Origin of the sequence: Burkholderia sp. MBR-1, from assembly GCF_013822785.1 — a bacterium.
Classification (GTDB): domain Bacteria; phylum Pseudomonadota; class Gammaproteobacteria; order Burkholderiales; family Burkholderiaceae; genus Burkholderia; species Burkholderia vietnamiensis.
On record NZ_CP053611.1, the window covers coordinates 420,460 to 432,066 of the forward strand.

10 protein-coding genes and 1 pseudogene are annotated in these 11,607 nt (G+C 57.8%); 5 read left to right on the forward strand and 6 right to left on the reverse strand.

The window, feature by feature from the left end; all coding sequences use genetic code 11:
* Positions 1-198 precede the first annotated feature (198 nt).
* Positions 199-1,842 carry a DUF2334 domain-containing protein gene (locus tag MBR110_RS26550; protein ID WP_059475974.1) on the reverse strand — a complete coding sequence of 548 codons (1,644 nt, stop codon included), beginning with the start codon at positions 1,840-1,842 and terminating at the stop codon, positions 199-201.
* An 815-nt stretch (positions 1,843-2,657) separates the two neighbouring features.
* Between MBR110_RS26550 and MBR110_RS26555 the strand changes: the two are divergent.
* A pseudogene (locus MBR110_RS26555) lies at positions 2,658-2,864 on the forward strand (arsenic resistance protein); the annotation flags it as partial.
* 536 nt (positions 2,865-3,400) lie between these two features.
* Here MBR110_RS26555 and MBR110_RS26560 read toward each other — a convergent pair.
* Both MBR110_RS26560 and MBR110_RS26565 read right to left on the reverse strand, forming a co-directional pair.
* Positions 3,401-3,823, reverse strand: a complete 423-nt coding sequence (locus MBR110_RS26560) for a DUF3331 domain-containing protein (RefSeq protein WP_011880284.1) — start codon at positions 3,821-3,823, stop codon at positions 3,401-3,403.
* Positions 3,824-3,913: 90 nt separating this feature from the next.
* Entirely contained in the window at positions 3,914-4,987 is a 1,074-nt protein-coding gene (locus tag MBR110_RS26565) for a VIT1/CCC1 transporter family protein (RefSeq protein WP_181709799.1), read from the reverse strand.
* Positions 4,988-5,722: 735 nt separating this feature from the next.
* On the opposite strand from MBR110_RS26565, the gene MBR110_RS26570 reads away from it, so the two are divergent.
* Positions 5,723-6,076 carry a BON domain-containing protein gene (locus MBR110_RS26570; protein WP_080484377.1) on the forward strand — a complete coding sequence of 118 codons (354 nt, stop codon included), beginning with the start codon at positions 5,723-5,725 and terminating at the stop codon, positions 6,074-6,076.
* A 55-nt stretch (positions 6,077-6,131) separates the two neighbouring features.
* Here the strand turns inward: MBR110_RS26570 and MBR110_RS32375 are convergent, their stop codons facing one another.
* Positions 6,132-6,476 (reverse strand): PAAR domain-containing protein, encoded by a 345-nt coding sequence (locus MBR110_RS32375; RefSeq protein WP_408913052.1) that lies wholly within the window; start codon positions 6,474-6,476, stop codon positions 6,132-6,134.
* Between the two features lie 996 nt (positions 6,477-7,472).
* On the opposite strand from MBR110_RS32375, the gene istA reads away from it, so the two are divergent.
* The 3 genes from istA to MBR110_RS26590 are packed head-to-tail and all read left to right on the forward strand — an operon-like array spanning position 7,473 to position 10,785.
* Positions 7,473-8,501, forward strand: coding sequence for an IS21 family transposase (gene istA, locus MBR110_RS26580; protein ID WP_041494180.1), 1,029 nt, complete (start codon positions 7,473-7,475; stop codon positions 8,499-8,501).
* On the forward strand, positions 8,498-9,271 hold the full coding sequence (gene istB, locus MBR110_RS26585; protein ID WP_011881749.1) for an IS21-like element ISBcen13 family helper ATPase IstB: 774 nt from the start codon (positions 8,498-8,500) through the stop codon (positions 9,269-9,271). Before istA ends, istB begins: the two co-directional genes overlap by 4 nt.
* Positions 9,272-9,297: 26 nt before the next feature.
* Positions 9,298-10,785: an IS3 family transposase gene (locus MBR110_RS26590; protein WP_408913055.1), complete on the forward strand. Its 1,488-nt coding sequence runs from the start codon at positions 9,298-9,300 to the stop codon at positions 10,783-10,785.
* Positions 10,786-10,836: 51 nt separating this feature from the next.
* Here the strand turns inward: MBR110_RS26590 and MBR110_RS26595 are convergent, their stop codons facing one another.
* Both MBR110_RS26595 and MBR110_RS26600 read right to left on the reverse strand, forming a co-directional pair.
* Positions 10,837-11,247, reverse strand: a complete 411-nt coding sequence (locus MBR110_RS26595; protein WP_309486125.1) for a nucleotidyltransferase family protein — start codon at positions 11,245-11,247, stop codon at positions 10,837-10,839.
* On the reverse strand, positions 11,198-11,581 hold the full coding sequence (locus tag MBR110_RS26600; protein ID WP_059594540.1) for a cupin domain-containing protein: 384 nt from the start codon (positions 11,579-11,581) through the stop codon (positions 11,198-11,200). Before MBR110_RS26600 ends, MBR110_RS26595 begins: the two co-directional genes overlap by 50 nt.
* Between the last annotated feature and the right edge of the window lie 26 nt (positions 11,582-11,607).

The window sequence follows — 11,607 nt, forward strand, 5'->3', positions numbered from 1 at the left end:
TGCCCAGATGCGCCCCGTTGTCGCGCTCGAACATCATCGCACAACTCTGCAGCCCTACGGGAACTGCGTCAGAACGTCGACGGGCTCTCAGTTGTGGTGAGGCTTGAGCATGAGCAGAAAGCTGAATCTCAATTTGGCCCTGTCGCGTGTCCGTCTTGGCGGGGCCGGCCCCCGGACCGGCCAACCACAACATCAACACTACTTGGCGTCAGATGCAGCAACCCACTGGAAACCGAGAGCGGTTATCCCGTTCACGAGACTTTGAAAATCCTGCAAGCCGGGCGTGCCGAGATCAGGTTCAAGCCAAAATGGATGAAAGAAGAAGGATGCGAAGCCATCCCGAACCGTCAGCGCGTACTGCGCATTCGTGTAGAGATCTTGCCACGTGTATGCCAGACATGAGGACGGATCGATATTGCATATGTTGTATTCGATATTTCCGAGATTCTCTGGCAGTACCCGTTGTCCGTAATAGTCTGAATTGATGATATACGGAAAAAACTGACCAACCGAAAAGTCGTGATTCGGGGCGTTCGAGTTCAGATTCGGATTATCTGAGGTGTAGTAGACAACACGCTGGTAGGTCGTCTTGAACAGCGGAGGAACGGCCTTGATCGAAAGGGGCGAAGACTGATAGTGTGGAGCCTCCCACGCAAAGGGTGTATAGCCATTCGACAACAATTCCTGTAAACCGGCCGACAGACGCGCCGAAGCCCACGGAGTCGAGTCTTCGTCCACAGGGCGGTTCTGAGTAGCAAGCCAGAACTCGTAGTCATTGCCGCTCACCGCATTGACAATATTTGGCGTTGAATTGTACTGATGCGTGTAGCCGTGCATCACGATCCTGCCCCCCCTGGCCAGCGCGTAGTTGAGTGCCTGCTTCAGACCACTCGCCTGCGCGAGGTGCACGGTGAGCGGCACGCCATTGTTATAGGCGCCTAGCGGATCTTCGTACCGCGGAATGGTGGCAATAGAAAACGGGATGCGCTTTGAATACATGTAGTCAGTCAGCGTCTTCATCGACGATGTCGTCGTGAATGCATTGACGTCTTCAAGACGCACCATCGCACGATGCCGCACCGGCTGATTGGTCCCGAGAATGTCATGCAGCAGGTCACAAATGACCAAGTACCGGTCGCGTGGCCCGATGTACGAGAATGGTACGTCGGCGAAGTACCAGAAATTGCCGGCCCGCATTACATACGGCGCCTGCGCACCCGTGTGACTGTCCTTGATGGTGACAAGTACGCTGGCCTTTGTCGCGTCGGACACCGCAGTCACACCAATGTCGGGATCCGCGCTAATCACGCCGGTGTTGGCGTTGAACGCATAGTACTTGACCATGCTCATGGTCTTGTAGATCACTGTGTCGAAGAAGTTTGGGGTCGGGTTGCTACTAGATGGTGCGTAGGCCAGTCCACTCACGCCAGTAAAGGTGAATCCGTAGCGGGCAGTAAAGCTGTACGCGGGATCCCATGCGACTTCCCACAGGTTGTTCTTGAACCAGACCACCGTCTTTGATGTCTTGACGACGTCCGCAAGAAATCCGGACGGAAGGGGGTTGTTGTAGTAATCCCCGAGATAGAAAGTCGCCTGATACTTCTCGATAGTGCCGGCTGTATAGCTGTCGACAGGTGCAAGCGTGACGTTCGTGTTGAAATGGCCAAGCAGGTTGCGCAGCATAATCGCGTAAGCAAAACCGAGCTTTGAATATGGGTCGTTCGGCGGCGCATCATAGAGCACCAGGACTTTCGCCGTGGTGGTCTGCGCGAGCACGGTGGACGGCATCTGGGCAAATACGCATCCGAGAACGAGGAACCATACAAGTACGAGCTTCTTCATGGTGGTCTCCTTCGCGCCTAGTCGCGCTGAAAGCTGCCGTTATTCAGACGGTGTCCGCCTTCCTTGAAGTTCGGCCCCCTACTACGCCCGCGCTCGACATGACGTTTCCCCTCTGCGGAGATGCCGGGCATAACCTCGGTCGCGACAGCCGGGCGCGGTGGAGGCTCCACACGCTTATGTGGAACGGACGCACTCGGAACTTCGGCGCTACAAACGGTGCCCGTCACTGCAACCACGGACGAAATCGCGGCACACGCGACCGCACTCTTTAGCGAGGCTTTCATAGGCGGACTCCTCTCACTGACCTCTGACTGACAACGGGTGTGCGCGATTAGGACGAACGTCTCGTGTGAGCCTTGAGTGCCAGGGGGCGAGCACCGAACGGGCTCGATTGCCTGATCCAACCTCATACAATTGACTACGAGCGGACGACGAGATCATCCGTGTCGTCGATCACGAGCGCCCCGGTCGGAAGCCCCAGTTTGCTGTGAACGGTCGACAACAGATGCTCGTCCCCGAAGTCGCGCCCTCGCCTGATCGCTACGTCAACTACGCATGCACTAACGATGCCAGGCTCCGCTCTACCGAAGCGGCGCGGTAACAGTGCAGACAAGAGGGCGTTGAAAGGAATGAAAACGTTGCGTCAACGATACGTAAGCGGCCGTAGGGGCGACGACGAGACCAACCCGCGCCGGAACCAGACCGGACAGCACGTGCCGCTAGTTATCGATCCAGGCGGCCCGTCTGCGAGGTCGGTTTATGTCACCAACGAGATAGGCATGTGTTTCGTTGGTCGCCATGCCGCGCTCCTAGCGGGAGAGAAACACAACGTCGCATGCCCCTCCTCATTGATCAGCGCCTCCAATTTCTTCGAACTGGCGGTCGCGGCCGCCATCAGCCTGTTCAGTTTCAAATCTGACGCTGCGCTGGCCACGGAGGTTGGTGTGCTGATCGAGGCGCCGATGATACTGGTGGTCGTGAAAATCGTGAATGCATCAAACGGCTGGTATGAGCGCGCCTGACTGCATGATGCGCCGCGCGAGCGTCGCGGATCTCGACGCCATCCGGGCGCGGCTTAAAGCGTGCCGGTTACACACCAGCGATCTGCCTGCGGCCAGCATCGGTGGACTTCATCTCTCCGCCCACGGTACGATGATCGTGGGGGTTGCCGCGCTCGAGCAGGCCCGCGATGGGCGCTCGCGCTCGCGGATGGACCGGACGGAGCTGTCAGGATGTTCAGCGTCCATGTGCAATTGAGACCAAGCTCAAGCGTGGGTACGGTCACTTCCATACGTGAAGCGGACGCTGGGGCGGCCATGGACGCTCGTTGGCGAACGGCACCTAATGGTTGTACCAAACGCCGCGTGTCCACCACCGGCGTACTTGGCTTAAGTCAAAAACGGTCCTGTCCGAATTGCGCGTCGCATCGAACCACTTTATGTGTCTGAATTAGACTAGCGTCACTGAGGCTGCCGGAGCATACAGTCGACTGACGAGAAAATCGTTCGCAGACTTCAGCGCTGCGAGCCGATCCAGATTTGGAGGCTCTGGCGGTAGGCTACGCTTTGCTAGCGTGGAAAAATTTCGGTGCTGCTTCCTCGATTATCATCGCACCAGCATTAAGTGGCCGCGGGCGGCAAAATGGCATGAATACGGTCGAGCCGATCTGGATTTCTCGGCCACTGAGAACACATCGCCCACGTTTATTCGCTACCCGTAATTTCCAGATCTGCTCGAGGTAGACACATCTTCGAGCGTCGCTCCACGAAACTAACAGTGTTCCCTGAGACGGTCGGTCAACAATCTTTACCACTCGCACTACATCGTACGTGACTGATCCACCCGTGTTGAATCGGTCGGTCTCACCAAGGTCCTTGTCTACTACCGGACCTACCGACGTAAAACAGTCCACGTCGTTCTGTCTGTCAAGGTTCGCGACGATTTTCGCCCAAGCGTCACGCTTTTGACAGACATATCCCATGCTCTGCGCTCCTGTCGATGTTAGGGAAAAATACCACAACTTTTCGATCGTAGGATCGAAGCGCGCACCGCTCCTGTGGGCTGTAGGGAGTCACGACATCGACACACCGAGCAGCGCGCCAGCACCATACGTGAAGGCGGCGGCAACGCAACCAATCACAATCTGGCGGATTACAGAAAACCACGGGGAACGGCCATTGAACAGCGAGGTCACTACACCGATCACGGTCAAGCAAAGCACGCTGAATGAAACACTGATTCCGATGCCGACCAATCCGTGGGACCAGAAAAACGGTACTGCAGGAAATATCGCTCCGAGTGCAAACAAACCGAACGACGTGCCAGCGGCACGCCAAGGATTTCCGCCCAGGTCCTCCGGGTCGAGGCCCAGCTCTTCCCGCGTGAGGGTATCGAGCGCCTTGTCACGATTGCGCATCATTTCCTCAGCCAATCGATGCGCATCATCTTTGTCGAGACCCTTAGCCTGATAGATAAGCGCGAGTTCCCGCAATTCCGCTTTTGGCGTCCGCTGGAGTTCTTCGCTTTCCCGCGCGATCTGGGTTTGCGCGAGCTCGCGCGCGTTCGTGACCGATAACCATTCTCCAAGTGCCATTGAAGATGCGCCAGCAATGAGCCCAGCCAGTCCCGTCAGAAGGATTGTCTTGTTGGAGGCGCCGGCTCCAGCAACGCCCATGACGAGGCAAAAATTCGACACGAGACCGTCGTTGGCACCGAGGACCGCCGCTCGCAAATCGTTACCTGACCAACCACGATGCGATGACTCCGCGCGCGCGATATCGGAGCCTTTCACGCCACCCGAAGGGTTGCTCCGCGCGACGGCGGCTACGACCGCCGCGTGTGTGGATTCGTCAGCGGAGAGTGCCCCCGCATCGGTCTGCGTGGCATATTTGTCGCGGTCGGCGAACTCTGCGGCGGCGAGCGCCGGCAGTACAAAACGCGGACCGAAGCTGCGTATAAGCATACGCAATGCTATGGTTTTGAATGTCGGCCTCGTGGTCGCTACATCGACACCCCGTTGCTGTAGCTTGGCGTGCCATATTTCCGCGTGTTCATGTTCGGCCTCGGCCAATTGCATAAATACGTCGCGGCGCGATGGGTCTGGTTCCGCAGCGGCAAGCGCTTCATATAGCGCGGCTCCGTCCATCTCGTCCCGCAGGTTGGTTCGAAGCCTATTGATGTCTGATTTGTTGGACGATCGCATGGCTGAACGCGCTCCACAGAGTGGTTGGACAATAGCATGACGATACTCGATGACGGAGTTGCGTGTATTCTGAAATTCTTGCCCCGCTCATACTGACCTCCTCGGCTACCAAAAATTATGGCGCGAAGGTATCCACGAAAGGAGGGCCGGTCCACAATCTGCATCCGAGTTCGCTTCCGCAGGAGCGATCTGCGTCGATCTCTTTGCGTCAAATCAATCGTATCGCGTAAGCGACGTGCACAATCATCCCTGCATTCACGCAGGGAGGCCATGAACTGGTACTACACGGTCGAGAAGGAATTAGCGCATGTGAGAAATGCGATTCAAGTTCTTGATGTAGGGCGAGGGCAGTTCCCGCCAGGATTAGAAGTCTGCGAGCCAAGGTATGGGGGCAAAATGATCTCAAACTGTGATCGGTTTGTTGTAGTTGCAACGAATACTTGAGCAGCGTTGTTCATGGAACGCTTACCCTTAGCCGGCCTCAGCAGGCGAAATTCCTGACAGGTGTCGACGTGCCTGAATGTGCGCATCCGACGAGGAAAAGTTGATAATTTGATTGCCACACATCGTGACCACTGCTCGTCAAAGTTAGGGCTCATTTCCCGCCGCACTTTGATCGACAAGCGATCATTTCGAGTTTCTCCCACCCAGTTTTTCCACCCACCCGAAGGACTAGAGATGAAATCCTTGAAGACCTACGTTGCTGCAGCGATCGCCATCAGCGCCATTGCTGCGATCGTGCCCGTTGTTCATGCACAAGAGACGACCGCGGCACCTTCAGCAACAGCTCCCTCTCGTTCGGCTATTAGAGCAGCAAATAAGGATTTGGCGAAACGAGTTCAGAAGACGTTGTACAAACAAAAGGGCTTGGAGTCCACTGATGTTCATGCCGTCGCTCGTAGCGGCAAGATTACGCTAGTAGGAATGGCTCCGGACCAAGCGCAGATAGATCTCGCTGGGAAAGTTGCCGAGAGTGTTCCTGGCGTTACGTCGGTCAAAAACAATTTGACCGTGGACGAAAAAGGACGTTAATGGTTGAGTCTAACCGCATCCTTGACTGCACTGGCGCGCCTTGACAACACGAATGTTATGTTTTCAACGGCGACGCCATTGCCTGGGAGGTCACTGGACATTCCGCCGCCAATGCCGCCAGCGGCGCCGAAACCTGCTCGACATGTGCAGACCCTTGCGACGCGATCAGCGAGGCGCCGGACGCCATCTTGTTGCCTTCTGTCGCGACCGGGCGGCCATCGAAGGTCATGCTTCTCACCTTCACGTCGAGGATGGGATAGACGCCGCCGCATCTCGGACATGCAACCATGTCGCCAAGCAGCGCGACGGCTTTACCGAACATCATGTTCGTTGATGCGCAGGCGAGTACACGTCCACCATGCGACGTCGTATCGCCTTCGCGAATAAACGCGTAGGTCATTGCCAGCCCTCGGTTTGTTGTGTCAGACGAATTTAGCACCAATTCGCTACCGGGCATCGCGGTGGGCGGGCCGCTCAATTGTCAAAGTTTGTTAGCCGCGCACGAGTTAGTCCCTCGTGTGCGACGACGACAGCGGCGCGCCATTAACGGCGATCGCCCACGGCAGCAGCCGTCCGGCTGCGCGCCGGCATGCGCGAGGGGGGCTTCGCTGCGTGCGCCGCAGATCGCGATCCACGGGTGGACCGCCTGCAGGTTGGCGGCCCGTTCGGCGTGGCGCGACGGCGCCGGCGCGCGGTTCACGCCGGCCGCCCCATCGAGAGCGGCTGGGTACGCGGCAGCGCCTCGAGCGCCTCTACGTCGACGAGCGCGCCAGATATCGGCTTGCAGCACAGGGGGCTGGCGTAGACCAAAGCAAAGTTGTCTACATGAACGCCCCCCTTTGCGCCGGACTTTCGAGTCTTCGAAAAACAGGATGGGCTGCAGCTCTACATTCGGCCTTGTTGCAGCCTGATTCGCTGCGGGCCCCTATGAAATCCGCAGACTCACGCCTCATTCACCTCGCGAGCTGGTCAGGCTCAGACAACTTTTCAGGCTTAGTGAGTCCCAGGTCCTACCTGTCTTGTCATCACGCTCGAATGCCACCGCAACTTTTGACGTTCCACCCCTTCAGCTCAACTTTCAGACAAACCAGAGAAATCAGGCCGGTTTAACGCTTTCGTAGTCCTTCCGGTAGGGTCGCTGTTGATTTCCACCGAATCTTGACCCACCGGGGATGCGGACAAAATCTTGGACTACTTTGGAGGTAGTCCATGTATTCATACGAAGACCGCGTTCGGGCGGTCGAGCTGTACCTGAAACTCGGAAAGCGCGTCAAGGCGACAATCCGCCAGTTGGGTTACCCGACTGTTGGGCGCAAAGTAATAATGAGCCACTTCGCGCGAAGTAAATCTAAGCCACCTTTCAGTACAGTCAGCCTTTTGCGCGCAAAGGCTGGCGATGCTCCAGAAGGAACAGTGGATGCAAATCCATGTGCTCAAAGCCCAAGGCGTATCGGAGCGCGAGATCGCGCGGCGCCTGGGCATTTCTCGCAACACGGTGGCGCGGTACCTGTCGGCTGAGGAAGTGCCGCGCTACAAGCCGCGTGAACCGCGGCCAACCAAGCTCGGAGCGTTCGAGGCGTACATCATCGAGCGCATGAGGGCCGCAGCACCGGAGATCATCGCAGCGCCGGCGCTGCTGCGCGAGTTGCGGGCGCGCGGCTACGAGGGCCAACTGCGAAGCCTGCAGGCTTTCATGAACACGCATAAGCCCATGCCGAAGCCCGATCCAGTCGTAAGGTTCGAGACCGAGCCCGGTCGGCAGATGCAGTGCGATTTCGTTGTCTTCCGACGAGGCACCGACCCGCTTTACGCCTTCACCGCCACGCTCGGCTTCAGTCGTTGGCGCTGGGCACACTTCACCACCGATGAACGCGCCGAGACGCTGGTTGCCTGTCATCATGCGCTGTTCGAAGCCTTGGGTGGCATTCCTCGCGAGATCCTTTACGACAACGCCAAGACCATCGTTGTCGAACGCGATGCTTATGGCGACGGCCAACATCGCTGGCACGCCGGCCTGCTCGATCTGGCCAAGCGGTACGGCTTCCTGCCCAGATTGTGCCAACCGTACCGCGCGCAGACCAAGGGCAAGGTCGAGCGATTCCACCGCTATCTGCGCGGCAATTTCTATGTGCCGCTGGCAAGCCAGCTTAAACAATCCGGCTTGATGCTCGATGCCGCGACTGCGAACGTCGAGGTGAGTAAATGGCTGCGCGACGTGGCCAACCAGCGCGTGCATCCGGTTACCGGGCAGGCACCCGCGATTCTGTTGGAGCAACGAGAACGGGCTTGCTTGCTCGATATGCCTGGCTACACATTGCCCCGATTGCCGGCTCGCGCCGTCGCTCGGCCGCGCGTTGATCCCGCGATGTCGATCCAGCACCCGTTGTCCGTCTACCAGCAATTACTGACCGAGGTGCGCGCATGAACTTGCAGCAGGAACGCATCGACGGGCACTGCCAAAGCCTGAAGCTCGAGGGACTCATGCACCGATACGTCGCTCTGGCCAGCGACGCGGCGGCCAAGCAATGGAGTTTCCTCGACTTCCTCGAGAACGCGCTCGCGCACGAACGAGAGACGAGGCAAGTTCGTTCGCGGCAAACACTGGTGCGCATGGCCGGGTTTCCCGCCATCAAGACACTGGATGACTACGACTACAGCTTCGCCGTCGGGGTCCCGCGCGAGGCAATCGACGAGCTTGCCACGCTACGCTTCATCGAGCGAGGCGAGAACGCCGTGTTGCTTGGTCCGTCGGGCGTGGGCAAGACGCACCTCGCGATCGCCATCGGATATGCAGCGACGCAGGCCGGCATCAAGACGAAGTTCATCACGGCGGCGGATCTGATGTTACAGCTCGAGGCTGCACGCCGACAGGAGCGATACGACGCCGTTCTTCGGCACAACATTCTCGGCCCGAGGCTGCTCATCGTCGATGAGATCGGCTATCTACCGCTCTCGGGCGATCAGGCCAGTCACTTCTTCCAGATCGTCGCCAAGCGCTACGAGCGTGGCTCGATGATCCTGACCAGCAACCTGCCGTTTGCGCAGTGGGACGAAACCTTCGGCGGCAACACCACCCTCACTGCAGCGATGCTCGACCGCATCCTCCACCATGCCCACATCATCCAGATCAAAGGAGACAGCTACAGACTGAAACAGCAACGCAAAGCCGGGCACGTCCCGACATCGAAGAAGTAACGACTGGCTCAGTTTTACTTTGCGCGATCAGGCGCGAAGTGGCTCAGATTTCAAATGCGTTTGACACGACGAAGAATTCTCTCAAGGCGTGGTGCGAGGAATTCGAGAAGAGTGGCGATCTGCAGAAAGAGTATGTTCGCGTAAAGCCAAAGTACTCAGAAGAACAGAAGAACCTGGCACTTGAGCATTACGTCAATCACGGGCGCAGCTTCAGCTTCACCCTCAGGGCATTAGGCTATCCCTGTCGGCAGATACTGACGGCGTGGGTTCGCGAGCGCTATCCGGAAACCAGGAAACGCGTGGTTGGCAAGGCAGGCCGACCGGCCGTGTCATTGGCGACCAGGCAGCTCGCGGTGTACGAACTGTGCACACGGGAAGGAAGTGCACAGGCGGTAGCGCAAAAGCTGGACGTCGACAGGGTGTCGCTGTACAACTGGAAGAACCAGTTACTCGGCCGAGGGGCCCCTGCATCCATGAAGCGCGACAAGGGATCACCATCAGAGACGGATCGGGACGAACTGGAGCGGCAGGTCGAAGAGCTCCGGCGCGACATTCGCAATCTGAAGCTTGAACACGACCTGTTGAAGAAGGCGAATGAACTCGTAAAAAAAGACCTGGGCGTCGACCTGCCACTCCTGAGCAATCGGGAGAAGACGAAGCTGGTTGACGCCCTGAGAGAAGAATACGGTTTGACTGAGCTGCTTGAGCGGTTGGACCTGGCGCGCAGCTCCTATTTTTATCATCGGTCGCCCATACGGGTTGCCGACAAATATGCAGATGTCCGTCGTACCGTTGCAGAGATCTTCGAGGACAATCACCGATCCTACGGCTATCGTCGGGTGCAAGCAGCGCTTATCAGGCAACGAGTTTTTCTATCGGAGAAAGTCGTGCGTCGCCTCATGAAACAAGGCGGCCTCCACGCAGCAAGGCCCAAGCGGCGCCGATATCGCTCTTATATCGGGGAAATCAGCCCTGCCCCAGATAACATCATCAATCGCGATTTCCACGCGAACGCCCCCAACGAAAAGTGGGTGACGGATATTTCCGAGTTCCAGATTCCTGCGGGGAAGGTATATCTATCGCCCATGATCGACTGCTTCGATGGGATGGTAGTCAGCTGGTCGATTGGCACAAGCCCCGACGCAGAGCTCGTGAATTCCATGCTAGATGCGGCTATTGAGACCGTGACCGAGGACGACGAGACGCCGATCGTGCATTCCGATCGGGGTGGCCACTACCGTTGGCCTGGCTGGCTATCGCGGGTTGCGAAGGCTAAGCTGATCCCCTCCATGTCGCGTAAAGCCTGTTCACCGGACAACGCGGCCTGTGAGGGATTCTTCGGCAGGCTAAAGACTGAGATGTTCTATACAGGAGACTGGCGTTCGACGACCATCGCGGAGTTCGTTGAGGTACTGGACGCCTACGTTCGCTGGTACAACGAGAAACGGATCAAGGGCTCCCTTGGCTATCTCAGCCCCATCGAGTACCGTGAAAGCCTCGGGTTAGCAACGTAAATCAGTCCAAGAAAATAGCCGCATCCCCAGTGGGTCAGTTCTGTGCGGACATCAACACACGGGATTCCGACGGACCACCATAGCGAACAAATCGTCTAACCCATACGGTGCGGTGACCTTGATTGAGTCGTCGGGAAGCAGTGTCAGCCCGACTGCAGTCGCATACTCTGGCCACGACGCAACGGCGGCCTCCAACGACCTGAAAGGCGGCACAGCGTGACCAAATGTTGCCTCGAACCAAGTATGAACTGCGGCCTGATTGGTCACCTCCCACGGGAACTGGGGGTGCGTGTGAGCTAGCAGAGACTGAAACGTCGCGTCACGCTCCGCAGAAAGATCGGTGCTATCGAAGTACGCAACATCGATGTCCGACAATGCCGACGGCAGCGAACAGGTCACAGGCGCACCGCAACTACCCGAGCTGTTCCGCGATCGACTTTGTCCGCGGCGACTCGACGTCACCCGTATGCTTCGTCGTCACGGTCTCGATGAGAACGATCCAGCACTCATCGACCGCCAGCGGATTGTGCATCGTGTTCCTCGGCACGACATGCATCGCGCCTTCGGCCAGTTCCGCTGTGCGACCGTCCTCGTATTGCATCCGCAGATGTCCGCGCACCACGTAAAACAGCTCGTCCTCGTCGGCATGCCGGTGCCAGACAAGCTCACCCTGGATTTTCGCGACCTTCACGTACTGGTCGTTGACCCGCGCGACGATCCGGGGCGACCAATGGTCGTGCACGGCATCGAATGCCGCGATGAGATCGAATGATTCGGGAAATGCCGTCTCGAGCATGGGAACACTCCGTTTTTGCGGGACGC

Excerpts from the sequence above, each read along its gene's own strand:
- MBR110_RS26550 (WP_059475974.1), bottom strand. The coding sequence starts at position 1,842 with ATGAAGAAGCTCGTACTTGTATGGTTCCTCGTTCTCGGATGCGTATTT.
- MBR110_RS26560 (WP_011880284.1), bottom strand. The coding sequence starts at position 3,823 with ATGGGATATGTCTGTCAAAAGCGTGACGCTTGGGCGAAAATCGTCGCG.
- MBR110_RS26565 (WP_181709799.1), bottom strand. The coding sequence starts at position 4,987 with ATGGACGGAGCCGCGCTATATGAAGCGCTTGCCGCTGCGGAACCAGAC.
- MBR110_RS26570 (WP_080484377.1), top strand. The coding sequence starts at position 5,723 with ATGAAATCCTTGAAGACCTACGTTGCTGCAGCGATCGCCATCAGCGCC.
- MBR110_RS32375 (WP_408913052.1), bottom strand. The coding sequence starts at position 6,476 with ATGACCTACGCGTTTATTCGCGAAGGCGATACGACGTCGCATGGTGGA.
- istA (WP_041494180.1), top strand. The coding sequence starts at position 7,473 with ATGCTCCAGAAGGAACAGTGGATGCAAATCCATGTGCTCAAAGCCCAA.
- istB (WP_011881749.1), top strand. The coding sequence starts at position 8,498 with ATGAACTTGCAGCAGGAACGCATCGACGGGCACTGCCAAAGCCTGAAG.
- MBR110_RS26600 (WP_059594540.1), bottom strand. The coding sequence starts at position 11,581 with ATGCTCGAGACGGCATTTCCCGAATCATTCGATCTCATCGCGGCATTC.